The sequence below is a fragment of the Streptomyces sp. NPDC005761 genome (assembly GCF_040630635.1).
In the GTDB taxonomy this organism is placed as follows: domain Bacteria; phylum Actinomycetota; class Actinomycetes; order Streptomycetales; family Streptomycetaceae; genus Streptomyces.
The window spans coordinates 15481-40655 of sequence record NZ_JBEXXX010000058.1; the positions used below are offsets into that span (position 1 = coordinate 15481).

At 70.1% G+C, this 25175-nt stretch carries 21 protein-coding genes and 2 tRNA genes; 9 read left to right on the forward strand and 14 right to left on the reverse strand.

Going from position 1 to position 25175, the window contains the following annotated elements:
- Nucleotides 1-19: 19 nt before the first annotated feature.
- Nucleotides 20-1069 (forward strand): DUF2804 domain-containing protein, encoded by a 1050-nt coding sequence (locus ABZ434_RS33220; protein WP_359144826.1) that lies wholly within the window; start codon nt 20-22, stop codon nt 1067-1069.
- A 113-nt stretch (nt 1070-1182) separates the two neighbouring features.
- On the opposite strand, the gene ABZ434_RS33225 is transcribed toward ABZ434_RS33220, so the two are convergent.
- The 3 genes from ABZ434_RS33225 to ettA are packed head-to-tail and all read right to left on the reverse strand — an operon-like array spanning nt 1183 to nt 3955.
- Nucleotides 1183-1866 carry a hypothetical protein gene (locus ABZ434_RS33225; RefSeq protein WP_359144828.1) on the reverse strand — a complete coding sequence of 228 codons (684 nt, stop codon included), beginning with the start codon at nt 1864-1866 and terminating at the stop codon, nt 1183-1185.
- Nucleotides 1863-2285 carry a thioesterase family protein gene (locus ABZ434_RS33230; protein WP_359144831.1) on the reverse strand — a complete coding sequence of 141 codons (423 nt, stop codon included), beginning with the start codon at nt 2283-2285 and terminating at the stop codon, nt 1863-1865. The genes ABZ434_RS33225 and ABZ434_RS33230 overlap by 4 nt, the downstream gene beginning before the upstream one ends.
- A 5-nt stretch (nt 2286-2290) precedes the next feature.
- Complete coding sequence (gene ettA, locus ABZ434_RS33235) at nt 2291-3955, reverse strand: energy-dependent translational throttle protein EttA (protein WP_359144833.1); 1665 nt, start codon at nt 3953-3955, stop codon at nt 2291-2293.
- A gap of 471 nt (nt 3956-4426) precedes the next feature.
- Here ettA and ABZ434_RS33240 point away from each other — a divergent pair, with 471 nt between their 5' ends.
- Nucleotides 4427-5263, forward strand: a complete 837-nt coding sequence (locus ABZ434_RS33240; RefSeq protein WP_359144836.1) for a hypothetical protein — start codon at nt 4427-4429, stop codon at nt 5261-5263.
- Between the two features lie 140 nt (nt 5264-5403).
- Here ABZ434_RS33240 and ABZ434_RS33245 read toward each other — a convergent pair whose 3' ends face one another.
- From ABZ434_RS33245 to ABZ434_RS33260, 4 genes are all read right to left on the reverse strand, one after another.
- A complete protein-coding gene (locus tag ABZ434_RS33245; RefSeq protein WP_359144839.1) occupies nt 5404-6852 on the reverse strand; it encodes a Cys-Gln thioester bond-forming surface protein in 1449 nt (482 codons plus the stop codon).
- 234 nt (nt 6853-7086) lie between these two features.
- Nucleotides 7087-7665, reverse strand: a complete 579-nt coding sequence (locus ABZ434_RS33250; RefSeq protein ID WP_359144843.1) for a single-stranded DNA-binding protein — start codon at nt 7663-7665, stop codon at nt 7087-7089.
- Between the two features lie 103 nt (nt 7666-7768).
- Nucleotides 7769-9721, reverse strand: a complete 1953-nt coding sequence (locus ABZ434_RS33255) for a GTPase (RefSeq protein ID WP_359144846.1) — start codon at nt 9719-9721, stop codon at nt 7769-7771.
- Nucleotides 9718-11370 (reverse strand): dynamin family protein, encoded by a 1653-nt coding sequence (locus tag ABZ434_RS33260; protein WP_359144882.1) that lies wholly within the window; start codon nt 11368-11370, stop codon nt 9718-9720. Before ABZ434_RS33260 ends, ABZ434_RS33255 begins: the two co-directional genes overlap by 4 nt.
- A gap of 317 nt (nt 11371-11687) precedes the next feature.
- Here ABZ434_RS33260 and ABZ434_RS33265 point away from each other — a divergent pair.
- The 3 genes from ABZ434_RS33265 to ABZ434_RS33275 all read left to right on the forward strand — a co-directional run bounded on the left by ABZ434_RS33265 (nt 11688) and on the right by ABZ434_RS33275 (nt 13258).
- Nucleotides 11688-11760: transfer RNA gene (locus ABZ434_RS33265), tRNA-Arg, on the forward strand.
- Nucleotides 11761-12449: 689 nt separating this feature from the next.
- On the forward strand, nt 12450-12992 hold the full coding sequence (locus tag ABZ434_RS33270; protein ID WP_359144849.1) for a hypothetical protein: 543 nt from the start codon (nt 12450-12452) through the stop codon (nt 12990-12992).
- Entirely contained in the window at nt 12992-13258 is a 267-nt protein-coding gene (locus ABZ434_RS33275) for a hypothetical protein (RefSeq protein ID WP_359144852.1), read from the forward strand. Before ABZ434_RS33270 ends, ABZ434_RS33275 begins: the two co-directional genes overlap by 1 nt.
- A 698-nt stretch (nt 13259-13956) precedes the next feature.
- Here the strand turns inward: ABZ434_RS33275 and ABZ434_RS33280 are convergent.
- Nucleotides 13957-15000, reverse strand: coding sequence for a beta family protein (locus tag ABZ434_RS33280; RefSeq protein WP_359144855.1), 1044 nt, complete (start codon nt 14998-15000; stop codon nt 13957-13959).
- 232 nt (nt 15001-15232) lie between these two features.
- On the opposite strand from ABZ434_RS33280, the gene ABZ434_RS33285 reads away from it, so the two are divergent.
- Together ABZ434_RS33285 and ABZ434_RS33290 are read left to right on the forward strand one after the other, a co-directional pair.
- Nucleotides 15233-15303 (forward strand) — tRNA-OTHER (locus ABZ434_RS33285).
- A 221-nt stretch (nt 15304-15524) separates the two neighbouring features.
- The gene (locus tag ABZ434_RS33290) at nt 15525-15839 is read left to right on the forward strand and encodes an L-rhamnose mutarotase (protein WP_359144857.1); all 315 of its coding nucleotides are present in this window, start codon (nt 15525-15527) and stop codon (nt 15837-15839) included.
- 16 nt (nt 15840-15855) lie between these two features.
- Here ABZ434_RS33290 and ABZ434_RS33295 read toward each other — a convergent pair whose 3' ends face one another.
- From ABZ434_RS33295 to ABZ434_RS33310, 4 genes are all read right to left on the reverse strand, one after another.
- Nucleotides 15856-16302 carry an anthrone oxygenase family protein gene (locus ABZ434_RS33295; protein ID WP_359144859.1) on the reverse strand — a complete coding sequence of 149 codons (447 nt, stop codon included), beginning with the start codon at nt 16300-16302 and terminating at the stop codon, nt 15856-15858.
- 246 nt (nt 16303-16548) lie between these two features.
- Nucleotides 16549-18150 (reverse strand): von Willebrand factor type A domain-containing protein, encoded by a 1602-nt coding sequence (locus ABZ434_RS33300; protein ID WP_359144862.1) that lies wholly within the window; start codon nt 18148-18150, stop codon nt 16549-16551.
- A 132-nt stretch (nt 18151-18282) separates the two neighbouring features.
- Nucleotides 18283-19161, reverse strand: a complete 879-nt coding sequence (locus ABZ434_RS33305; protein WP_359144865.1) for an ABC transporter permease — start codon at nt 19159-19161, stop codon at nt 18283-18285.
- Nucleotides 19158-21818: an alpha/beta fold hydrolase gene (locus tag ABZ434_RS33310; RefSeq protein ID WP_359144868.1), complete on the reverse strand. Its 2661-nt coding sequence runs from the start codon at nt 21816-21818 to the stop codon at nt 19158-19160. Before ABZ434_RS33310 ends, ABZ434_RS33305 begins: the two co-directional genes overlap by 4 nt.
- A gap of 160 nt (nt 21819-21978) precedes the next feature.
- Between ABZ434_RS33310 and ABZ434_RS33315 the strand changes: the two genes are divergently transcribed.
- Nucleotides 21979-22398, forward strand: coding sequence for a GNAT family N-acetyltransferase (locus ABZ434_RS33315; protein WP_359144885.1), 420 nt, complete (start codon nt 21979-21981; stop codon nt 22396-22398).
- 8 nt (nt 22399-22406) lie between these two features.
- Here the strand turns inward: ABZ434_RS33315 and ABZ434_RS33320 are convergent, their stop codons facing one another.
- A complete protein-coding gene (locus ABZ434_RS33320) occupies nt 22407-23165 on the reverse strand; it encodes a hypothetical protein (RefSeq protein ID WP_359144871.1) in 759 nt (252 codons plus the stop codon).
- A gap of 136 nt (nt 23166-23301) precedes the next feature.
- Here ABZ434_RS33320 and hemC point away from each other — a divergent pair, with 136 nt between their 5' ends.
- Nucleotides 23302-24237 (forward strand): hydroxymethylbilane synthase, encoded by a 936-nt coding sequence (gene hemC / locus ABZ434_RS33325; RefSeq protein WP_359144873.1) that lies wholly within the window; start codon nt 23302-23304, stop codon nt 24235-24237.
- 18 nt (nt 24238-24255) lie between these two features.
- Here the strand turns inward: hemC and ABZ434_RS33330 are convergent, their stop codons facing one another.
- Nucleotides 24256-24852 carry a DUF4291 domain-containing protein gene (locus tag ABZ434_RS33330; RefSeq protein ID WP_359144888.1) on the reverse strand — a complete coding sequence of 199 codons (597 nt, stop codon included), beginning with the start codon at nt 24850-24852 and terminating at the stop codon, nt 24256-24258.
- Nucleotides 24853-25175: the final 323 nt, after the last annotated feature.

The following is a 25175-nucleotide window of genomic DNA, read 5'->3' on the forward strand; positions in this document are numbered from 1 at the left end:
CCCCCTATAGGATCCGCGCATGACGACGTCCGAGCGCGAGCTCACCGAGCCGGTCGACCTCTGTCTGCCCGACGGCAGTCTGAATCCGGCCGCGGTCGGCTGGTCCCGGGCGCCTCTGCACCGCGCCAATCTGCGCGGCTGGGGCCGGACGAAGCGCTGGGAGTACTGGTGCGTGACGACGCCCACGCACCTGGTGGCGCTGACGGTCAGCGATCTCGACTTCCTCGCCCTGAACACCGTCTACCTGCTCGAATACGCACCGGGCGGCCTGGAGTCGGAGCGCAGCGCCATCGTCCCCGGCGGCTTCGGTGTCGAGCTCCCCGAGAGCGTCGCCGGCGCCCCCGGCTCGAAGGACGTGGTGGTGGGCCCCGAGCGGCCGTCCAGGGGCAAGGTGCGCGTCGAGATCCGCGACGAGAACGCCGGCACCCGGCTGCGGGCCCGCTGCCTGACCGAGGACAGGCTTCCTCTGGAGGTCGACCTCCTGGTCGCCCGGCCTCCGGAGCACGAGTCGCTCTCCGTCGTCGTGCCGCGGAGCGAGCGCCGCTTCCAGTACACCTCCAAGCACACCGCCCTTCCCGCGTCGGGCAGGGTGAGGATCGGCAGCGAGTACCTGGCGTTCGACGGGGACGACACCTGGGCCGTCCTGGACCACGGCCGCGGCCGCTGGCCGCGCACGGTCGACTGGAACTGGGGCGCCGCGTCAGGACGCACCGGCGGACACACGGTGGGTCTGCAGTTCGGCGGGCGCTGGACGGCAGGCACCGGCTCCACCGAGAACGGGCTCTGTGTGGACGGCCGCCTCACCAAGATCGGCGAGGAACTGGACTGGCAGTGGTCCACGGCCGACCTGCTCGCGCCCTGGACCATCCGTACACCGTCATCCGACCAGGTGGACCTGACGTTCACCCCGTTCCACAACCGGTCGACGCGCACGGAGACCGGCCTGATCGACAACCGCACCGACCAGTGCTTCGGCTACTACGACGGGCGCGTCCGCACCGACGACGGCACCGAGATCGCCGTGGAGAGCCTGCTGGGCTGGGCCGAGGACGTCCACATGCGCTGGTGACGCGCCTTCTTGACGGTCCAGCCGCCTGAGAGAACCGGGCCCTGACGGCGAGGGACCCGCCCACGGGGAACCGGGCTCAGACTGCGAGGGACCCGCCCACGGGGAACCGGGCCCTATCCGCCCACCGAGAAGGCGAGCGACCCGAGGCCTCCCGCCGAGCCCGCCCGCCGCAGGGCGATGGACCCGTACGGGGTACGGAGCCGCAGCCAGGCCCCCGTCGCCAGGAACGCCACGGGGAAGTCCGGGGCGGTGCGCAGGAAACCGAGCGCCTGGGCCGCGTGCACAGCGCGCAGTGGGAGCTCCGTACCGCCGACGGTCCGCGACCAGATGTCCCGCCCGATGAGATCGCGCTCGGTCCGGGTACGCCGCTCCTCCGGCAGTGCCGCGTCGCGGCTGCGGAACTCGGCGACGGCGTCGTTCAGCGCCTCACCCAGAGCGGGGGGACCGGGCAGCCCCGGCCGCTCCTCCCAACCGCCGCGCGGAGGCAGCACACCGGTCCAGGGGGGCCCTGTCACCGGTGGAGGCAGGGCGCCGGAGCGGGCCGACTCCTCGAGTGATTCGAGGAGTTCACCGGCGGACACGGTCACGTCGAATTCGTACGGATCCGCCAACCGCACCGCCCGGATCGCCAGGACCTCGAACGAGGGCGGCCGGCCGAACACGGCCAGCGCGCCGCCTCCCGCCTGCAGCCGGACGGCCGCGGCACGGTCGTAGTGGAGCAGCCGGCCGAGGAAGGCCGCGAGATCCGCGGCCTCCCTCGTGTCGGCGAACTGCAGGGACTGCACAGGCGCGGTCATGCCGCCGCGGGCTCCTCGGCCAGGTACTCCTGGAGGAAGAGCTTCTCCTCCGCGGAGATCCGCCGGGGCCGCTCCTCGGCCAGGTTGTACGGGACGACAATGGTCGACGCCCGTACGTACACCTGGTCCGGGTCCTTGATCTCGTACGCGATGGTGAGCGAAGCGGCACCTATCTTCGTCACCCACGACTCGACGGTCACCGGCGCGTGCCGGTGGACCAGCGGGCGCACGTAGTCGATCTCGTGCCGGGCCACGACGGAACCGCCCGCGAACGACGGCGAGCCGTCCCCCGGCGCCAGCCGGAACATGAAGTCGATGCGCGCCTCCTCCAGATAACGGAGGAAGACCACGTTGTTGACGTGCCCGAAGGCATCCATGTCCGACCAGCGCAGCGGGCAGCTGTAGATATGACGAGCCAAGACGATCAGCCTCGCGTGAGCTTCTTGTACGTGGCACGGTGCGGGCGGGCCGCATCCGCGCCGAGTCGCTCGACCTTGTTCTTCTCGTACGACTCGAAGTTGCCCTCGAACCAGTACCACTTGGACTCGCCCTCGTACGCCAGGATGTGCGTGGCGACTCGGTCCAGGAACCAGCGGTCGTGGGAGATGACCACGGCCGCACCCGGGAACTCCAGAAGCGCGTTCTCCAGCGAGGACAGCGTCTCGACGTCGAGGTCGTTGGTGGGCTCGTCGAGGAGCAGCAGGTTGCCGCCCTCCTTGAGCGTCAGTGCCAGGTTGAGGCGGTTGCGCTCACCACCGGAGAGCACACCGGCCGGCTTCTGCTGGTCCGGCCCCTTGAAGCCGAACGCGGAGACGTACGCCCGCGAGGGCATCTCGACCTGGCCGACGTTGATGTAGTCCAGCTCGTCCGAGACGACGGCCCACAGCGTCTTCTTCGGGTCGATGTTGGCACGGGACTGGTCGACGTAACTGATCTTGACCGTGTCGCCGACCTTGATGGCGCCGCTGTCCGGCGTCTCCAGGCCCTGGATCATCTTGAACAGCGTGGTCTTGCCCGCACCGTTCGGACCGATGATGCCGACGATGCCGTTGCGCGGCAGCGTGAACGACAGGTCGTCGATGAGGACCTTGTCGCCGAAGGCCTTCGAGAGGTTCTCGACCTCGACGACGATGGAACCGAGCCGCGGGCCCGGCGGAATCTGGATCTCCTCGAAGTCCAGCTTCCGCATCTTGTCCGCCTCGGCCGCCATCTCCTCGTACCGGGCGAGACGGGCCTTGGACTTGGTCTGGCGCCCCTTGGCGTTCGACCGCACCCACTCCAGCTCTTCCTTGAGCCGCTTCTGCCGCTTCTCGTCCTTGCGGCCCTCGACCTTGAGGCGGGTGGCCTTCTTCTCCAGGTACGTGGAGTAGTTGCCCTCGTAGGGGATGGCGCGGCCGCGGTCGAGTTCGAGGATCCACTCGGCGACGTTGTTCAGGAAGTACCGGTCGTGGGTGACGGCGACCACGGCGCCCGCGTACTTCGAGAGGTGCTGCTCCAGCCAGTTCACCGACTCGGCGTCGAGGTGGTTGGTGGGCTCGTCGAGCAGCAGCAGGTCGGGCGCCTCGATGAGGAGCTTGCAGAGCGCGACGCGGCGCTTCTCACCACCGGACAGGTTGGTGACGGCCCAGTCACCGGGCGGGCAGCCCAGCGCGTCCATGGCCTGCTCCAGCTGAGCGTCCAGGTCCCACGCGTTGGCGTGGTCCAGGTCCTCCTGGAGCTTGCCCATCTCGTCCATGAGCGCGTCGGAGTAGTCGGTCGCCATGAGCTCGGCGACCTCGTTGAAGCGCTTCAGCTTGCCCATGATCTCGGCGGCGCCGTCCTGCACGTTCTCCAGAACGGTCTTCGACTCGTCGAGGTGGGGCTCCTGCATGAGGATGCCGACGCTGAACCCGGGCGACAGGAAGGCGTCACCGTTGGACGGCTGCTCCAGGCCGGCCATGATCTTCAGCACCGTGGACTTACCGGCACCGTTGGGACCCACCACACCGATCTTCGCGCCGGGCAGGAAGCTCAGCGTCACGTCGTCAAGGATGACCTTGTCGCCGTGCGCCTTGCGTGTCTTGCGCATCGTGTAGATGTACTCAGCCAAGAGAAACCGTCCGGCAATCGATGAGTGGGCAGATACACCCCATCTTGCCTGACGGCTACCTCTTGACGGAAACCCGTATCGGTGGGTGGGCCTGACCTGGGGCTTCCGGCCGAGCCCCGGTAGCCGGACTGTCACTGTCGGTCGCTGATGGTCGGCCTTGAGCGACGTCGCACGGCGCACAGACGGCCCAGGACCGCCGGAGACGTCGCAGCGGCATCACGAGTCGCCTTACGAGGACCTGAAGCGCGACTGCGACCTCGGCCGGGCTCATCCCGAACCGCAAGGGCCCCACCCCGACTGCGGGCCTCCATTCCCAGCGCTCCCGCTCACTGTGCGCCGTCATGATTCCCACCCTCTCTCGGAGCTCGCAGCCGCCCCCACCCGTATCGGCTGGCGAGAAGGTACCGCTTCCGCTCCCGGGAGACCGAGCCGCACAAGGGATGAATGCACCCAAAGGGCTAGGGTCGAGCAGTGAGCCGAATCGAGCGGACCGCCGAGGGTGCGGGGCCCTTCACGACACGACTGACCTGGCGCCTCAGCGATGGGGGCACCGCTGTCTGGGAGTCGCGGCCGGCGCGCAAGCGCGGGCTGCTCACTGTGCGGGCAGCGGGTGAGTCCGAACCCCGCTCCCGACGAGCGGACGGCGCGTCGGTCGGCCGCCTCCGCAGGCTGAACGCCATGGCAGCGGGCGCGTTCGCCGTGGGTGGGGGGCTGTTCGCCTACGGGGCCGCGGTGGCGCAGTTCGGCACGGGTGGCGCGACGGGCGCCTGGATCTACTTCGTCGGGGGCCTGTTCTTCAACGCGGGGGGCTACGCGTCCTTCCTCCAGGCAGTCAACGCTCCCCGCCAGGACGACAGGATCGGGGCGCTTGCCGCCCGGCGCTGGAGATGGTGGAGCTATGAACCCGGCCGGATCGACTGGCTGAGCACTCTCCTGCTCTTCGTGGGAACGCTGGTGTTCGGTATCAACCTGCTGAGTTCCCTGTTGCAGGGGCTCACGGTGCAGCAGCTGAACAGGCTCGTCTGGGCCCCCGACATGGTGGGGTGCACGCTGTTCCTTCTCTCGGGGCACTTCGCCCTGGTCGAGGTCTGCCACGGCCGGCCGGGCATCCGGCCCCGCGATCTCGGCTGGTGGATCGTCGCGGTCAACCAGCTCGGGTCCGTGCTCTTCCTGGGCGCGGCCGTCGCCGACTTCACCCGCCCCGCCACGGGAAGCCTCGTCAACGTCGACATCGCCAACTGGGGCACCCTCACGGGAGCGGTCTGCTTCTCCGTAGGAGGGGCGCTCCAGTACTTCGAGCGCCCGTGAGCCCGCACGCGCGGACGGCATGGCCCCGGCGGCGGTACGCGAAGGCCCCGGTACGCCGAAGCGGTACCGGGGCCGTGATCAGCGCGCCGTGACCGGGCGCCCGCCGTTCATGACACGCGCCCGTGCGTCAGCCGTGTCCGTCACTCGCCGGAGGACTGCTCCTTGCGACGGCGGAGGACGAAGACCGAGCCGCCACCGATGACGACCAGGGCGATCGCGATGCCCGCGATCAGCGGGGTGGCGTTGGAGCTTCCCGTCTCGGCCAGGCTGCCCTCGGCGCCGGCCGTGCTGCCGCCGGCCGTGGCAGTGATCGTGGTGGGCTGGTCGGCGGTCTGGGTGGTGAGGCCTTCGTTGCCCGTTCCGGTGGTCAGGCAGTCCAGGACGCCCTTGAACGTCCGGGTGAAGCCGTCGGGGCCGTTGACCGTGAAGTCGTACGCCTGGTCCTCGGCGACCGGCACGGTCACGGTCTCGGACCTGCCCGGCTCGACGGTGTGCTCCGCCCCGGCCAGCTCGTAGGTGAACGCCTCGTCACCCTTGTTGCTCGTGGTGACGTCCACGCCGCCCTTGGCGCAGTCCTTCTTCGCGGTGACCGCCGGGATCGCGCCCTTTCCGGCCCAGGTCGCGGTGGCGCTCGCGGAGACCGTGGACTCGCTGGAGCCGGCCAGGATCTGGGTCTGGCTCTTGGTGGCGCCGGCGAAGGCCCGGCCGACGGGGACCGAGGTGGTGGCCTGCACGGTCAGGGAGGCGGAGCCGTCGGCGGCGCCTGCCGGGACGTCGAAGTAGAGCTGGGAGCCGTTGGCGGCCGTGGTGACGGCCTTGCCCTTCTTGTCGGTGATCCTGACGCCGCTGGCGGAGTCGGCGGGCGGGGTCACCGAGACCTGTCCGGCATTGGTGTGCACGGTGACGGGACCGACACGCCGACCGGAGCGGCCGGACACCGCGACCGGGTCCAGGGCGAGGGACGCCTTGGGCTCGGCCGTGTCGGTGGCGGACTTCTGCAGCCAGTCGGCGAGCTTCTCCGCCTGCTTGTCGGATGCGGTCACATCGACGTCGTCCGAGTAGCGCCAGATGGCGACCTGGGTGCCGGCCGCCGCGGTCTGCTCGGAGAGCGGGCCCGTGCCGGCCTCCTCGGCGAGTGCCTGGAGGTCGTCGATCTTCGGGTAGGAGTGCTCGAGGATCCAGCGGATCCTGCCGGCGTTCTTGTTGGTGCCCAGCGAGGTCTGGTTCCAGGGGGTCTCCAGGTACTTCGCCTGGTCCTGGGTGGGGTTGTGGATGTCGATGCAGTACGTCTTGAACTTGCCGCCGCCGTCGACGGTCATCTCGAAGAGCCCTGCGGGCAACTCCTGGGTCTTTCCGTCCGCACGAAGGACGGCGCTGTCGAACGTCTTCAGCCCGTCCAGGGTCGCGGTCGCGCCGCCCTGGTGCGGGGGTGCCTCGTCGGCGACCGCGCCGCCCGCACCGATGAAGGCGCCGGCCACGACCAGGCCGGATGCCACCACCGAGGCGGTCAGCCGGGCCATGCCCCGGTTCCTTCGGGGTTCGGCCGTCGTCGTGGATGACGAGGCGGTCGCTGAAGAAGCAGAAAACACAGAATTCCCCTCCGGGCGAGACCCTCGCGTCCGTTACGCGTGTGGGGAATGTCCCGCCAGCCGACTCAAGTGCCCTGTGAGTACTGAGGAATCCTAAAGACCGAGCGAAGCACAGTCCCCCGTCATACCGTCCGACAACCATTCCGAATCGGAATCGTTATCCCTGGTAACGTCCGGCCCAGGCAGAGGACTCGGACCGGAATGCGGGATTCAGAGCCTGTTCCGTGCGGTCCGTCAGGGCGCCGAAACCAGCTCCGAACCGGCCTTCTGACGCGCCGTCCGGCGCTTCGCGGGCGGCCTCTCCCCCCGCCCGGCCGCCACCGGCTCACGCTCGGCATCCCGTGGCTCCGCCTGGTCCGCGGGCTGTTCGCGGTCCACCGGGCGCTCACGCACCGCCCACCGGTCCGGCTCGTCACCCGCCCGGGCACCGGTCCGTGAAGTCAGGCCAGGCTCACCCCTGACCACGCGCCGGAAAGCCGACGTCCCCCGCGTCAGATCGTGTCCCACCGCCACCGCCTCGATGTCCACGAAGGTCCGGCGCTGCCCCTCCCGTTCCTCCTCGCGCACCTTCAGCCTGCCGTGCACCACCAGAGGCTCCCCCACGGCCACGGAACCCGTCAGATTCGCCGCCAGGGTGCGCCAGGCCCACACGGTGTAGAAGCTGGTGTGCCCGTCCGCCCAGTGCTGTTTCTCCCGGTCCCACCGCCGCGGCGTCACAGCGAACCGGAATCGCGCCATTCCCCCGCTCGCGGTCTCCCGGAACTCCACTCCGGTCGCCGCGTTCCCCACGAGCGTCACCAAGGTCTCGTTCATGACTCCGCCTCCCCTTCGGTCCGGATTTCGGTGACCGCACTCCTGCGTCCGGTCACTGAACCCATGCTGAAGGGGAGGCGGAATTCCTGCTGAGGCCTGTGGACTAACGGCCCGTTGTGGAAAACTCCGTCACCGCCACGAAGCGCTCGCGCACCTCCCGGTATCGCACCAGCTCCGCCGACACCGGATCGAGCACCCGGGCCCTCCCACAGCCCGCCGCCGCCTCGCGGAGCCTTCGTTCGGCCTCCTGGCCGTACCGTCGCGCGGGCCCTCGGGCAGCCGCCGCACACGACCACTCCACCAGCGGGCCGCCGATGATGCCCGCCGCCATCACCAGAGCGGGCGTCAGCAGCCCCGGCTGCAGTACGCCGATGATCTGGCCGGCCAGCCACAGGCCGCCGAAGATCTGCAGCAACGTCATCGCCACCTGTGCCAGTACGGCCGCGGGCCACCAGGCCGGCCGCGGAGGCTTCGCCGCACGGCCCGTGTGAGCCTGGGCCGAACCTCCTCGAACGCCGGTCGCCGCACCGGTCGCGCCACCCCCGGCGTCCGCCCCACGGTCCTCGGCCCCGCGTTCCTCCGTCCCGGTGGCCCGTCCGGCCAGTTCGTCGAGCGCCTCCGGCAGCCCCTGCGCCCCGTGCACGGCGGCCTCCCGGACCGCCTGCGCCCACGGCCCGGGCAGTCCGTCGGCGGCGGCGTCGGCCACGGTACGCACTGCTTGCTCGACGCGCTGGCGTGCGGTCAGCTGTTCCTCGGGCGGCGCGGTGAGTGCGCCGCGGTCCACGCCGCCGGGCTGCCGGGTCGACTCGTACCAGCGCCACAGCCGCAACCACGGCGTCCCGCACGCCCGTCCGGCGTTGCGGCGCCATTCGCGTTCGGCCGCCTGCCCGGCGGCTGCGGCGCCCACGGCCTCGGCGAGCCGGTCGGTGAACTCCTCCCTGGCCCGCTCCCCCAGGCCCGGCCGCCCCTCGGCGACGTACACCGGACGGAGCCTGGCCGCGGCGGCGTCCACGTCGGCGGAGAGCCTGCGGGTGGCCGCCGTACGGTCCTGGACGAACCGGCCGAGCAGTTCGCGGAGCTCGCCCACTCCGTCACCCGTGAGCGCGGACAGGGAAAGGACGGTGGCGCCTGGTTCGCCGTGCTCACCGAGGGCCATGCCGTCCTCGTCGAGGAGCCGGCGCAGGTCGTCCAGGACCTGGTCGGCGGCCTCACCGGGGAGCCGGTCGATCTGGTTGAGGACCACGAAGGTGACCTCCGCGTGCCCGGCGAGCGGCCGCAGATAGCGCTCGTGCAGGGCCGCGTCGGCGTACTTCTCCGGGTCCACCACCCAGATCACCGCGTCGACGAGCGCCAGCACCCGGTCCACCTGGTCGCGGTGACCCACCGCCGCGGAGTCGTGGTCGGGCAGATCGACCAGCACGAGGCCCTGGAGCGCCTCGTCGGCCGCCGCGCTGCCGGGCTGCGGCCTGCGCCTGAGCCGCCCGGGGATCGCCAGCCGGTCGAGCAGCCCTGCCGCCCCGTCCGTCCAGGAGCAGGCGAGGGGCGCGGCGGTGGTGGGCCTGCGGAGCCCGGTCTCGGAGATCTGGGTGCCCGCGAGGGAGTTGAAGAGGGTGGACTTGCCGCTGCCGCTCGCCCCGGCGATGGCGACGACCGTGTGGCGGGAGGAGAGCCGCTGCCGGGCCGCGGCCTCGTCGAGCACCCGTCCCGCCTCGGCGAGGTCGGTCCTGTCCAGCCGGGCCCGGGAGAGGCCGACGAGTTCGCGCAAGGCGTCCAGGCGCGGGCTGAGCGGGCTGCCGGAGGGCACGTACGCCTCGACCTGGGGCCGTACGTCGTCCTCCTGGACCGCTGCGGGGGCCCCGCCGGGGGCGGGCCGTTCGGCGGCGGCGGCCCGGCGGGCGATGAGTCCGTCGTCCCAGCCCCCGAGCGGTGCGTCCGGGTCCTGGCCGACGCTCTCGCCGGAAGCGGGCCCGCCGTCCGGGTCCTGCCCGGGTGGCGGCTCCTGTGCCCGGGTCCGTCCCCGGCTCTGTCCCGGACCTTCGTCAGTGACGGCAGTCATCGCTGCCACCTCTCCTTCTGCAGTACGGACAGCGCGGCGATCAGTTCTGCCTGCGGTTCGGGGGCCACGTCGAGCGCGTCCAGCGGAGCGAGCCGGCGGTCGCGTTCGCCGCCGAGAACCTGGTCGAGGTAGGTGGTGAGCAGCGCGCCCCCCTTGTCGCGCAGCCGCAGGGCACCCTGTACGCCGATGCGTTCGGCCAGTTGCTCTCCGGCGGTACGGGCCCGCCGTCCGCCGAGAAGGGCGGCGGCGAGGAGGGTGGCCACGGTCTCGGCGTCGGGTGCGGTGTTGCGTTCCATGAGGCGGACCTCCTCCTCGGCCAGTTCCTCCAGGACCCGGCGCCATCTCCGTACGGTCATGGCGATCCGGCCGCGGATGTCCTCGGCCGGGCCCCAGCCGCCGTCTTCCCGGCCCGCCGCCTCGAAGGCGAAGAGCGCGGCAGCGGGCTCCCGCCGCCAGGTCGCGCGGATCGTTTCGTCGGCGGCGGCCACCGCACACTCCAGAAGGGCCGCGAGGGACTCGACGAGTGCTTCGAGCACCTCCTCCGAGGTGCTGTAGAGCGGGTATCCGCGCCACCGGGTCCGGGCGTCCCCGGCGAGCGCCCCGCCGTTCTGCAGCCGGCGCCGGACGCGTGAGCCCTCGTTGCGGTACGCGTCCTCCACCACAGCGGTCAGTCGCACGGCGGCCGCGTACTGTGCCGCGACGGCTCCGGCCAGGGCCGGCATCCGGACGTCGAGGGAGTTGATCACCCCGGCCGCTGTCCGCCCGACCGCCTGCTGACGGGCCGCCGGGTCGTGCGCGCGATGGGTGAGCCAGGCGCGCAGCGGGGCGACGGCGGTCGTGGGGAGCAGTCCGCTGCCGCCACCGGCGGATTCGGGCAGCTCGGGAATGGTGAAGCGCGGCACCTCGCCGAGCCCGGCCTTGGTGAGCAGTGCGCCGTACTGCCGCGACACCTCGGCGATCACCTGGTGCGGCACCCGGTCGAGGACGATGACGAGGGAGGCGTCGTACTCCTTGGCCGTGCGCAGCAGATGCCACGGCACGGCGTCGGCGTAGCGGGCGGCGGTGGTCACCATGACCCAGACGTCCGCCGCGCAGATGAGTTCGGCGGCCAGGACACGGTTGCGTACGACGAGCGAGTCGATGTCGGGGGCGTCCAGCAGGGCCAGGCCGCGCGGCAGCCCGGCGGCAGTCTCGACGCGCAGCGCGGTCCCCTCCTCGGCCGCGTTCCCGTCGATTCCGTCGAGGTCGTCGCACTGGCCGGGGTCGGCGGACTCCTCCGGCGGCAGCCATACGCGGGTGAGCTGGGGCAGCACCCGGACGTCGGCGAACCAGTGATGATCGTCCGGGTGGCAGACGAGCACCGGGGTACGCGTGGTCGGCCGCAGCACCCCGGCCTCGCTGACGCGACGTCCGACGAGGGAGTTGACCAGCGTCGACTTGCCCGCGCCGGTGGATCCGCCGATGACCGCGAGCAGGGGCGCCTCGGGGTCCTTGAGCCGGGGCAGCAGGTAGTCATCGAGCTGGGCGAGTAGCTCGATCCTGGTCTGCCGGGCGCGTGGAGCTCCTGGGAGCGGGAGTGGGAGACGCACGGCAGCGACACGGTCGCGCAGGGCGGAAAGTGCGTCGATGAGCTGAGGCCGTACGTCCAAGGTCACCACATGCGAAGAATGCCCAATTTTGGCGCCTTTTTGAAGCGTATAGCCACCTCTGCGCGCCGGTTCCCCCGTCCGGACAGAGGGGACGAGTGGGGCGCAGGCATAACGAGTGCACAACACCCGGGGCGCGAGGCGTCAAAAGCGATGCACGAATCGCACCCACCTGCGATTATCGTCTCGCTTCACCGAACCTCCACATCGTGCCACGCAGGTGAAGCAACCGGGCCGACCCCATCGGAGCCCTATCCTTGTCCCGGCATGGTCACGGACCGCCCGGGTCCAGGACTCCAGGCCTCCGAGGCCACCACCCGGCCCCCGTAGCTCAGTGGATAGAGCAGGCGCCTTCTAAGCGCTTGGCCGCAGGTTCGAGTCCTGCCGGGGGCGCATCAGCCCAGCCCACGTCAGGCCCTCCCCCGGGAGGGCCTTTTCGGCAGGTCACAGCACGGTAGCCAGGGCGGCGTAGCGAACGCGTAAGCGCCGGACCCTCCCCAGGTCGCGGCGGGGGGCCCGGCACTGTCCGGCTGTCACCGGGTTTTTACGGGTGGCTGCGGTGGATACACGGTGGCGCTCCCCGGTCGACGAACCCGCGGGGGCCACACGCTCACCTCGTGCGGCAGCGTCGCCCTGATCTTCCGCCGCGAGCCTCCAGCGGCGCCGAGCGGACCTTCTACGGGTCCACGGCAGTGGGCTCACGCCCGAAGAACCCGGTCCCGGCGCAGTAAGAGCTTTCTCTACTTCATCAAGTGCCCACGCAAGCTCGGGCTGGCTCCTGGGCCACAACGGGTTACGGCCCTGAGTAGAAACCTGGACGGGCAAGCCGCGGCCGGACGAGCCTCCGGCAGGGGATCGGCCGGCACGGGGGCGGAGGAGGCGCCGTTCGAGGCTGCGGGTCCACAGTGGCGTGTGCGGGAGCTCCCGTCCCGCGTCCGCCATCGACCCTGGCAGAGCCGAGCGGACGCGGCCCAGGGCACCAAGGTCGTTCGTACAGGGGCGCGCTCCACCTCGGGCCCGTCACCTGACCGCCGAGACTGTCGAAACCGCTGCCTGACCGTCGGGCCCTGCGCTACAAATACGTGACGATGCTCAACTGGGCGCAGAGAGGGGGGCTCATGTCGACTTCTTCACCCGGCATGCCTGGGAGCAGCACTGCGGGGACGCCTCCACCTGGTCCCTCGACACCGGGCGCAACCACGCATCCGAAATGGAAGCTGGCGACCGTCAAGATGGTCAACTGGTTCACTTTTGGTGTCGTGTTCGCGGTCATGCCAATCGTTGCTGGTTACTTCATCGGCGCAACGCGCGGTAGCGAAAGAACTCTCACCGACCTTATCGGCCACGGCGAGTTGTTAATCGTTGCAACCGGGTTATCCGCTGCCGCTGCGGGGCAGGCGTTCACTATGAAGCACGCGAATTTCGGAGTGCTACCTCGACTCCTAGGATGCGGTAACGTCCTAATCGCTGTTTTCACAACACTGTGGTTCGCTGACATTTCCGCAGCCTTGGGCGACAGGCAGCAAATCGACGAATCCTTTGTACGCACTTATTCGTTGTGGTTCTTCTCGACTGCTCTCGTCACCAGCTTTAGCGGTGCCCTAGTGGCAGAGTTGGAGCAGTGATGGGCTCAATTCTCGCAGTAATCGGCAGTGCTCTTTCCAGCGGGGTCGCTGCGGCATCCGTCGCGGCAGCCATCGCAGCTTGGAGGGCGACACGTGGACGCAGGAAAGGTGCGACGATCACCATCGAGCGGAATGGGAAAACGATTGCAATCACGGTAGGAGATCTTGACGACGAAGAGGAAGTGCAGAGAGTCATTGCGCAGCTAATGGAGGACTCGAAGACGGACGAGAATGAAGTTACGGCTAAGTCTCCACCCTCTGAGTGAATCACTTCGGGTCACTAGATGGAGGCTCTAATCTCGGCCTTCCCGCGAGACGCAGCGCCCAGACGGAGGCGCTCCCTGTTCTTAATTCGGTTACCGGAAGTTCAATCATTTGACGGTACGGCAGTCTGCCGCGAGAAACCGCTGACGTGAGGCGAAGCTGCTCCAAAAGTGGAGCGCAGCACCGCAACTACCTTAGATTCCCATTCAATGAACCTACTCTCACTCATTTTGAAGCTCGCTAGCACTTTCCAGTTCAGACAGCACTCTGATTGCTTCGTTCGCTCGCAACGTCCCCTGCCCTCCACATACCCTTTGTCTACGGAGAGTGTAAATAAACTAAAGCGGCATGGGACTGTTTCGGGCCGCGGCCTAACCGAAGCACTCTGAGTGTCTAGCTGCGTGACTACGCCGACAACCGCTGGCGGACGAGTGCGAACATCTGCGGACCTTCAGCGCAGGTAGAAAGCACTTCAGCCGAAGGCAGAGCACCTGCCCAAGTTGCTTCGGGGACAAAGCGGTCGAGGGGTCTCAGTCGGCAACCACGAGTGAGTAACGAGTGAGTCAGCCGCCAGACCAAGCACGGCCAAGCGTTCTCGCAGCTCAAATGGATAGCCCAGCCTGATAGAGCCACGCCCTCCGGTGCCGTGCGATGCGGCCGACGAAGAGGTCACGACCCCGAGGTCAAGACTATCCAGGAGCTAACGTGCCCAGGTCGCAAGCTCGGCAGTCACCATCGCCAGGTGGTGGGACGTCGCCCATGCTCGCCATTGCGTCCCGCCGCCTGCTTTCAGCCGCTGCCGGTTAGAGCACTCGTGTAGCCGTGCGTCGCCCCAGGAGGTTCGCGGACCGGTGGCCGGCCAGTGGGGCGAGGAGACGAGGTCCCGGCTCAGGGTGAAGAAGTCGTCGTTTCCCGGGCGCACGCGCGGATAGACGAAGACCTGCCAGTTGTCCGGTGTCGTGTAGCGCATGTTCGGGTCCGGTGTCCCGCGGCTCTGGGTGGGCATGCGGGGATGTGTAACGCCGAAATCTCCGAAGTCTGGCGTCTGGCCATGCCACTGATGGGCAACCCATTTCCAGAGCTCTAAATCCCGCCTGGCCACAGGCGTTGCCCGGCCGCGGGGGAAGCCGGTCAGGTTGGCAGGGAAGGCGCCGGCAGCTACACACTCGTGGCGCCATTGCCACTGCGACAGAAGATCGAGAAGCTTCATGATGCGCTCTGCTAAGCCGCCCATCGCGGATCCAGGTTGAACGGGCCCTGCATCGATGAGTAGGTCAACCTCTTCAGGGTCGAGACGGAGGGTCCGGAGCGTTGCTCCAATCTGCTGTTCGTCCGGCGGTGCTTCGCCAGCTCCTGTTGCAACGCGCAGGCAAGCACCGCGCTGATGAGACCTGGTGGCGTCCGCTGCTTCGTGTAGAACATCGACTGTGTCAGTGGTGCGGACGACCGGACGCATGTCAACGCCTCTGAGGCCCAGCGATTCGCTGAGTCGCGCGATGGGCCCTCCGCTGGCGCCTTCGAGGACCCGGGTCGCGGGTAGGGCACCGCAGTCGACGGTCAACACCACACCGGTCGGGATCGCATCCATCGCACGGTCGCTAAAGGTCTCAAGCTGATCCCTGACCAACTCGGGATCAGGTACGAGCTCAAGGACTGGTCGCATGCGGGAGCGGACCTCTGGTGTTGCGTGCTCCAGCGCCTGAAACTCGCCTGCCTTTGCTTTAAGTATCGGGACGTAAGCCACCGGCACCCCCTAGTGCCCTGTGCACCCAGCCGACTGACCTGCCTGATCCCTCTCCGACAGGATGACCAAACGTCCTCAACGCGGGTAGAGCGCCGAATAAGCCAACAGTCCGAAATCTGGCATTGGTCACACGTTGACGTAGCCACGCAGGCAGCGGAATGGCGAGTTCTGGTTGCCTGGTGGGTGCACAGATGGACTCAGTCAGGGTCACAGACAGTGCTTCGCAGGTCTGGCCCTTGACTGGTGGGAATTGGGCCAGTCGCTTCTAAGCGCTGGCCGCAGGTTCGAGTCCTGCCGGGGGCGCATCAGCCCAGCCCACGTCAGGCCCTCCCTCGGGAGGGCCTTTTCGGCAGGTCACAGCACGGTAGCCAGGGCGGCGTAGTGGTCGCATAAGGACGAGGGCGACCCCCCATTGACCGCGTGCCCCTTACCCGTCTAGCTTTCGACGAGCTTGATTGAAACCTTTCAGTCCCTGCGCCCCTGCGGCCTCGCACCGGCGCGCCCACCGCCCTGGAGTGCCGACCATGCAACGTGTCTGCTTTCTGCTGAACGTACGCAAGGACCGCATCGACGCCTACCGCGAGCGTCACGCCGCGGTCTGGCCGGACATGCTTGCCGCGCTCTCCGAGGCGGGCTGGCACAACTACTCGCTCTTCCTCCGAGAGGACGGGCTGCTCGTCGGCTATCTGGAGACGGAGGACTTCGACGCGGCCCGTGAGGCGATGGCGGCGACCGAGGTGAACGAGCGGTGGCAGCGTGACATGGCCGGCTTCTTCGAGCAGCCCGAGGCGGCGGACGAGGCGATGGTGCCGCTCACCGAGGTCTTCCACCTGGCCTGACGCGCCTCGGTACGGGTCAGGCTGCCGCGGCCAGAAGAACGAAGGCGGCCAGCGAGAGTCCCGTGCGGAAGCGGTGGCGAGCGTTCCACGGGGCTTCGAAGGCGGTACGGGCGGCACCGTCGTCGCCGCCCTCGGACTCGGCCAGCGCCTTGTTGAGCGGGATGTTGCCGGCGATGGTCACCAGGTGCGAGGCGACGGAGCACGCCACGGCCACGGCCACCAGCGGCCACCGACGACCGCCGAACTCCGTGAAGAGCGCGACCACCGGGAAGACGATCACACCGAGGAAGAGGACGAGGAAGAGGGGCCCGGGCACCTTCTCGTTGAACCGGCGCATCGCCGCGGTGAAGCCTTCGTCGGGCAGTGCCGCGAGCCCGGGCATGATCGCGACGAGGAACGTCAGCATGAAGCCGCCGTAGAGGCCGGTCACGATCACCGCAAGAGGCAGAAACAGGGAGTCCATCGGGTCATCATGGCTCGGCAGGAACGGCCGTACAGCCTGAATTCGCAAGACTGTGCGACCGCCCTTGCGCGGCGCGGTGCGCCGGTCAGTCCACCTCGCCCCGCTCTCGCCCGCCGGCCCGCAGCGCAGGATCGGTCAACGTCGCCCCGGCCCGCAGGCCCGCAGGCCCGCAGGCCCGCAGGCCCGCAGGCCCGCAGCGCAGGATCGGTCCACCTCGCCCGCCCGCCCGCCGGCCCGCAGCGCCGGTCAGTCCATCTCGCCCTCGCCCTCACCCGTTCCGGTGTCGGCGTGCCCGCCCTTGAGGCGGTCCGCATCGGCGATGGCGGTGGCCAGCTTCGCCACCGAGTCGTCCTCGGTCTTCCGCGCCAGTTCGTCTGCCTTGGTGGCGAGTTCACCGAGCCCGGGGGCGCCCGGGAGTCCGTCGCCCCGCAGCCGGCCGGCGAAGTAGGCGGCCACGGCCGTCACTTGGAGCCGGGTGCTGCTGCCGCCCCACAGTTCGCCGTCGATCGCCCCGGTCTCGACCGAGCCCGTCCGCTCGTGCGGGGCCCGGGTCTTCGGGTCCAGCCAGCGCACGGTCGCGGTGGCGACATGACCGGAGGCGCCGTCCCGCAGGCGTACGGCATAGAGCGCCGTCACCGTGTGGCCGGGGCCGATCTCGCCGCCGTCCACACGGTCGTTGCGGAAGTCGTCGTCGGCGACCTTGCGGTCCTCGTAGCCGATCAGCTTGAACTTCTCCACGGTCTTCGGGTCGAACGCGACCTGCGCCTTCGCCTCGCGCGCCGTCAGTTCGACGTGGGCGGGCAACTGGTCGACGAAGACCTTGCGGGCCTGTTCCTCGTCTGCGATGTACGTGGTGTGACCGTCACCCTTGTTGGTGAGCTGTTCCATGAAGGCGTCGCCGTAGTCGCTGCCCACGCCGACCCCGAAGAGAGTGATGCCGTAGTCGCGGCGGGCGGAGTCGATCCGTTCGAGGATCGCGTCGGCGTCGGTCTCACCGGTGTTGGCGAGTGCGTCGGAGAGCAGGACGACGCGGTTGTTGGCGCCCTTGCGGTGGCCGTCGACGGCCTCCTCGTAACCGCGCCGGACACCTGCGCCCACGTTGGTGGAGTCGGCGGGTTCCATGGAGTCGACCGCTTCGCGGATCTTCCCGCGGTGGTCCTTCAGCCGGGTCATCGGCAGGACGGTCCTCGCCTCGTCGCTGAAGGTGACCAGGGAGACCGAGTCGTCGTCGCGCAGTTCGTCCGCGAGGATGCCGAGCGAGGTCTTCACCAGCCCCAGCCGGTCGGAGGAGGCCATCGAGCCCGAGACGTCGACGACGAAGGTGAGGGCGGCGGGCGGCCGTTCGGCGCCGGCCGGCGCGGCCTTGGTGGCCAGCCCCACCCGTACCAGGGACCAGCCGCCGCTCTCCTCACCGGCCCGCGCCCCGTCCACGGAGACCGTGAAACCGTTGCCGGCCGGGCGGTGGTAGCCCTGACGGAAGCTGTTGACGAACTCCTCCGGCCGTACGGTCTCCGGACCCGGCAGTCTGCCGTCTGCGAGGGTGCGGCGCGCGTATCCGTACGAGGCGGTGTCCACGTCCAGCGCGAAGGTGGACAGATAGTCGGGCGGGGCGGCCTCCCTCAGCCCCTCGGAGTCCTCGGCGCGGTCCGCCGCCTTCGCCCCCTCCTCGGCAGCCCCGCCCGTGGAGGGCGCTCCGCCGGTCGCGGCAGGTGCGGGCGCAGGCGCTCGTTTGCCGCTCTCGGCTGCGCTCCTGTCGCTCGTCCCGCCACCCGAGCAGCCCGTGAGCAGCACGCCCCCCGCGAGGAGCAGCCCCACTGCCCCTCGGTACGTCCGTGTCCGGCGTTCCATCCCCTACCCCCAGTGTCGACGTGTCACCACTTGTGAATGTGACGTGCGAGCGGGGGCGCCGGAGCCGTCGAAGACGTTGCGGAAGGATCTCGATGCGGCAACGACCGACGGTCATCCGGCGGAATGTCAAGGTCAGGACACGATGTCCTTACGACTGAATCCCCGGAAGGCGAAGGCGAACAGGATCAGGGCGTACGTCACCGAGATGGCCGCGCCCTTCGCCATGCCGGACCACTCCAGATCGGGCTGGAGCGCGTCGGCCCAGGCGAACTGCCAGTGGGCGGGCAGGAAGTCGCGCCAGGAGCCGAGCGCGGTGACCGCGTCCAGCACGTTGCCGACGATGGTCAGGCCGACCGCGCCGCCGACCGCACCGAGCGGCGCGTCCGTCTTGGTCGAGAGCCAGAACGCCAGCCCCGCGGTGACGAGTTGCGATACGAAGATGAAGGCGACGACGAGCGCGATCCTGGGCACGGTGTCCCCGGTCGCGAGCGCACCGCCGGTGGGCAGTTCGAGCGGCCCCCAGCCGTACGCGGCCGCTCCCGCGCCCAGCGCGACAAGCGGCAGCAGCACCATCGCGGCGAGGCTGAAGCCGAGCGCCACCACGAGCTTGCTCCACAACAGCCTGGCCCGGGGCACGGGCGCCGCCAGCAGATAGCGCAGCGAGGACCAACTGGCTTCGGAGGCAACGGTGTCGCCGCAGAACAGTGCGACCGGAACCACCAGCAGGAAGCCGGCCGAGACGAACAGGCAGGTCGCCGCGAAGTTCGCCGCGGACGCGGTCGCGGTGTCCATCAGGGTGAGCCGGTCGCCGCCCCCGGGGCCGCCGTCCGGGGTGCCGCCGATCGCGAACGCGATGATCAGGATGAACGGCAGTGCGCCCAGCACCCCGGCCATGAGCAGGGTGCGCCGCCTGCGCAGCTGGCGTACGGCCTCCACACGCAGTGGAAGGGTGCGCCGGGCGCGGTATCCGGGCGCCTCGGGGGCCTCGGCGACTTCGGCTGCGGTACTCATGCGGAGCCTCCGGAGATCAGGGTGAGGAACGCGTCCTCCAGGCGGCGGTGCGGGCCGACGCCGGTCAACGGCACATCCAGTCGGACCAGTTCGGTCACGAGCTGGGGCGAGGTGGCGCCGTCGAGCCGGACGAGCAGCCCGTGGGCGTCGTCGGTGCGGACGGCGGAGCCGATCCCCGCGAGTGCGGCGATCTTCTCGACGAGCGGTTCGCTGATCTCCTCGGCGGAGGTGACCAGCACCATGTCGCCGGAGCCGGTGATCTCGGCGACGGGCCCGGCCTGGACGAGCCGGCCGCGGTCCATGACCACCAGGTGGGTGCAGGACTGCTCGACCTCGGACAGGAGGTGGCTGGAGACGATGACGGTTCGGCCGCCGGCCGCGTACCGGATCATCACGTCCCGCATCTCGCGGATCTGGGGCGGGTCGAGGCCGTTGGTCGGTTCGTCGAGGATCAGGAGGTCCGGCATCCCGAGCATGGCCTGGGCGATGGCGAGGCGTTGCCGCATGCCCTGCGAGTACGTACGGACGGCTCTGGCCAGTGCGTCGCCGAGCCCGGCGATCTCCAGGGCCTCCTCGATGTGCGAGTCCTCGGCGGGGCGCCCGGTGGCCTGCCAGTACAGCTCCAGGTTGGCGCGGCCGGACAGGTGCGGCAGGAAGCCGGCGCCTTCGACGAAGGACCCGACGCGGGACAGCACGGGGGCACCGGGCCGGATGGCCCGTCCGAAGACGCGGATCTCGCCGTCGTCGGGCGTGATGAGCCCCATCAGCATGCGCAGCGTGGTGGTCTTGCCGGCGCCGTTCGGCCCTAGGAGCCCGAGCACCTGCCCCTTCTCGACGCGGAACGACAGCTCCTTGACCGCGTACCGGTCGGCGGACTTGGCGTACTTCTTCGACAGGCCGGTGATCTGCAGCGGTACGTCGGCGAGCGCGGGGTCCGGGGCGGGGGTGGCCGTACGGCGCCGGGTGCTGAGCAGCAGGATCGCCGCGATCACCACGGCGGCGGCGGGGAGCCCCCAGGTCCACCAGGGGAGGGCGGCGGAGGCGGTCTTCAGACCGGGCGCGGTGGGCAGGGAGAGCGGGCCGTCGAGGGAGACGGTGTACGTGGTCGGCGCGGCCGGGGACGCGTAGCCGAGGTCGGTGGCGGCCAGCACGAGGCGGAGCCGGTGTCCCGAGTCCAGTTCGTGGTCGACGGCCGGCAGCGTCAGCTCCAGGGGCTTGCCCTGCTGCTCGGGGGTGATCCGGTAGGGGGCGACGAGCTGGGAGGGGAGCACCTGCTGCTTCCCGTCCGGCGAGACGTCGTACACCTTGCCGAACAGCACCGCGTCGCCCTGTCCCGCCTTCACGTTCACGCGGACGGCCGGTGAGCCGGTGATGCGCCGCGAGGCGGTCAGCGGGGCGGAGTCGAAGCGGGCGTACTGCCCGGGGAAGTCGATGGACAGCCCGACGCCGAACGTGGACAGCTGGGCGAGGCCGCCGCCGACACCCGGGACGGCGGAGATGGCGGGCGGGTTGGCTCCGGCGGGGTTGCTGAACTTCTGCTCACCGCCCTCCAGCCGGACGCTCTCCTGGCCGCTGCGCAGCCCGGGGTAGGTGTCGCCGTCGGCGCCCCGGGTGAGGGCGGCCCCGTCGGTGGAATCGATGCCGCCGGTCCGGGTGACGCGGAAGGCGGGGCCGGTGGCGGCCCCCTCGTCCTGCTTCAGATAGCGGTCGAACCAGTCCCCGACCCGCTTGTGCACCCGGCCGGTCTCCCTGTCGCCGCCGTCGTGTCCACCGGCGATCCAGTCGACGGAGACCGGTGCGCCGTTGGCCTTGATGGCCTTGGCCATGGCGTCGGCCTGGCCGAGCGGGAAGAGGGAGTCGGTCTGCCCCTGCACGATGAGCGCGGGGACCTTGATGCGGTCGGCGACGGCGCTCGGGGACCGTTCGGTGAGCAGATCGCGCGCGGCGGCGTCCGGCTTGCCGCTCACGGCGACGCGCTCGTACATGTCGCAGAGCTGCTTCTCGAAGTTCTCGCAGCCGCCACCGGTGGTGACGAAGATGCCGGCCCAGAGCTTCTTGAACACCCCGTCGGGGAAGAGGGCGTCGGCGAGGTTCCAGTAGGTGATCTCCGGGGCGATGGCGTCGACACGCTTGTCGTACCCGGCGGCGAGGAGCGAGACCGCGCCACCGTATGAGGCGCCGGTGATGCCGACGCGGGGGTCGCCCTTGCTGTCGAGCTGCACCTCGGGACGGGCGGCGAGCCAGTCGATCAGCCGGGAGACGTCCCTGACCTCGCCGTCGGGTGCGTTGAGCGAGATCTTGCCGCCGGACCTGCCGAAGCCGCGCGCGGACCAGGTCATGACGGCGTACCCGTCGGCGGCCAGCTGCTCGGCCTGCTCACGGGTCTCGGCCTTGCTGCCGCCGAACCCGTGGCCGATGAGCACGGCGGGCCGGCGCTCGGTGCCGCCGGTGGTGAAGTACGAGGTGTCGACGGACACTCCGTCGACGCGCATCATCCGGTCCTGCCGGTGCACGGCCGGCGCGCTGTCGTCGGCCACGGCGGTCCAGGTGCCCGCCCCGGCGAGCACGACGAGCGCGGCGATGCCTGCCGCCCACCGGCCTCGGGAGCGGGGCAGCAGACGCCGCCACCTGGACGTACGCGCATTAGGGGTCTCCATGATGTCGAGCCTAAGCGGGCCGCCACCCCGGATACGCTGCCGTCAGGCGGAAGTGCCCGGCCTCCTCAAGACGTACGCCGTCCCCCCGGCGTACTCCGCTCGCGGTATGCCCACCGCGCGGCCCGGCCCGGACCCCGAAAGGCGTTCCATGGACAACCCGGTGGAAATCCGGCGCGCGACGACCGTCGCCGAGCTCGAAGCGGCCCAGCACCTCTACGACGGCCCGGCACGCACGGAGTGGGCGGCCCGTTTCCTCGCCGCGGACGGCCATCTCATGGTGATCGCGTACGTGGCCGGCGTCCCGGCGGGCTTCGTGTCCGGCATCGAGATGCTGCACCCCGACAAGGGGACGGAGATGTGCCTGTACGAGCTCGCCGTCGACGCGCCCTACCGCCGGCGCGGCATCGGCCGCGCGCTGACGCGGGCACTGGCGGCGGTGGCCGAGGAGCGGGGCTGCTACGACATGTGGGTCGGCGTGGACCTGGGCAACGAGGCCGCGCAGGCGACGTACCGCTCGGCGGGCGCGGCGGACGACGGGGGTTTCACGATGCTGACGTGGAGGTTCGGAGCGTCGGGGTGAGCGGGGCTTCAGGTCTTGAGGCCGGTCATGAGGTCGCGCATGTCGCTGATCATGGCCGCCTTGTGGGCGGCCAGATCCGGCAGTTCCACCGCGTCGTCAGGCGCTTGCCCCTCGTCCTCCCAGTTGACGGAGGACGTGAGGCCCAGCGAGAGGACCGCTCCGCCGTCCAGCACCCGCAGCTCCTGTTCCCCGCCCTCCGAGGAGAGCAGGTACGCCTTGTCTCCGAGTCCCGGCACCTCCTCCACCTCCGTCTCAGGGTCCACACCGAGATCGGTCGCGGTCCGGCCCGCCTCGAACTCGACGCGCGGGTCGGTCTTCTTGTGCAGCGCCACCTTGATCGTGACGGTGTACTCGACGTACCAGCCCTTCGCCGACCGCTGCTGTTCGCTCTCTGCACGCAGAGGGATGTAGCACTGGGCCTGATCGAGAGCGTCATGCCGGAGCATCCCCGCCTCGAACCGGGTCCCGGGCTCCCTCGGCGAGATCGCCGTCCCGATGGACTTCAGCCGCACGGCTCCGCAGGGATCCTGACTCAACCGGTATCCGCGCAGGTCGGGCGCCCCGTCACGCGATCCGTCCGCGAACAGCACCGCCCCCCACACGGCCGACGCCACCACGGCCCCGCCGAGCGCCCACGTCCACTTGGCCCCGTACCTCGTAGCTTGCGGCGGGCGGTCTCCCTCGGCCTGCGGGCCGGAATGGAGCAGCACCGCGTGTTCGGTGGACGCCTCCCCGAACTCCCCTGCCATCTCCGGCTCCGAAATCATCCGCTCCCCCTCGGGCGCCCGTCGCACCCACCACCTCAGCACCATGGTTCACTACAGCCCGCCCGCTCGGGGGCCATTCGCGACCGGCCGACGGTGCCGGGCCGGAACGACGGACCTGACGGCCTATCATGGGCGCATGTCGGCCCCTGATCTGATCCGCATCGTCTCCCGCGACTCGCCCATGGCCCTCGCCCAGGTGGAACGTGTCCGTAGCGAACTGGCCGCACTCCACCCCGGCACACGCACCGAGGTCGTCCCGGTCAAGACCACCGGCGACAAGTGGATGGGCGACCTCAGCGCAGTCGAGGGCAAAGGCGCGTTCACCAAGGAAGTGGACCAGGCCCTGCTCGCCGGTGACGCCGACCTCGCGGTGCACTGCGTCAAGGACATCCCCGCCGACCGGCCCCTGCCCGCCGGGACGGCCTTCGCGGCGTTCCTCAAGCGCGACGACATCCGGGACGCCCTGGTCCACCCGGGCGGCGTCCGCCTGGATCAGCTCTCGCCCGGCACCCGGATCGGCACCTCGTCCGTGCGCCGATCCGCCCAACTCGCCGCCTCGCACCCGCATCTGGACTGCGTACCGATGCGCGGCAACGCGAACCGCCGTATGGAGAAGCTCGCCGCCGGGGAGGCCGACGCGCTGCTCCTGGCGGTCTCGGGCCTGGAGCGCATCGGCCGTACCGACGTGATCACCGAGGTGCTGTCACCCGACGTGATGTGCCCGCCGATCGGCGCGGGGGTGCTGGCCCTCCAGTGCCGCGAGGGCGACGCTGAACTCATCGACCTGGTGAGCGCACTCGGCGACCCCGCCACCCACCGCGAGACCACCGCCGAGCGGATGTTCCTCCACGTCCTTCAGGGGCACTGCAACTCCCCCATCGCCGGATACGCGCAGGTGGAGGGCAGCGGTGAACTCTCGCTCCGGGCCAAGGCCTTCACGCCCGACGGGAAGACGGTCCTCAACGCCCACGAGTGGGCCGGCCGTCTCGACCCCGCCACCCTCGGCACCTCGGTGGCCGTCGCCCTCCTGCGTCAGGGCGCGCGCGAACTGATCGACGGCATCGCTCACTGAGCGGGCGGGGCAGAAGCCTCATCCTGTTCCCGGGGTCCCCGCGGGCGCCGGGTAGGGCCGTTCGTCCGGCAGGAGCCGGGTCGCCTCATCTGTCTTGCCCGCCCTCACCAGTTCGTGGATCTCCCGGGCGAGCGGAGTGACGTCGCGGATCGACACCGTCCACTCGTCCGCGTACCGCCGCGAGGCCTCCCCCGCGAGGCCGAGCTGGAGGGAGCGGTACGGGAGCCGGTTCAGGTGCAGGTCGCGCTCGGGGTCCCACTGGACGCGGGCCGGGGCGCGGCGGAGGTTGCGCTTCCACGTGGCGAGGTCGGGCTGCGCCCCCCTCTCGTAGTGCGAGAGTTCGGCGTTGGCCAGCGCCCAGTCGAAGCCCTCACGGGTGATCTCGACGGCCAGGACGGTCTCCTGGCCCTCCTTGGCCGCCCAGCCGCAGCGATACATCATCCACAGGAAGCTCGGCTTGATCCACGTCATGCGGTCGCGCTTCCAGGCGGGCGGGAAGCGGCCGTCGCGGGCCGCCGGGAGGCCGAGGGCCGGCGCGTAGGCCTGGTGGACGGTGACGGTCGTGTCGGTGTGGAGCGCGCGGATCTCGTGTTGCGGTGGGGTGGGTGCGGGCATGACGGTCATGGCCCCATCCCAGCACCGGCGGCCACGGCCGGCGAGCGAGTTTCACGGGAGCCGCCCCTTTGGCGTTCAGCCGGGACACCGCGGCGCCGGCGCGGAAAGTACCTCCCGCCGCTGGAACCACAGAGCGTGGTCACCCTGTGGTTCCAGGTCAGAAGGCACTACGCCCTTCCGTTCGGCCCGAAGGGCCGAGGACGCGCGGCCGTATCGGGAGAGCCCGGGGGCTAGGGCGTGTTTCGAAAGTAGCGCCGTCCGCCCGGAGGGCGGGTCCGGCGGCGTCTGGTGCGTGCGATCGCAAGGCGGAGGGTCGCCCCGAT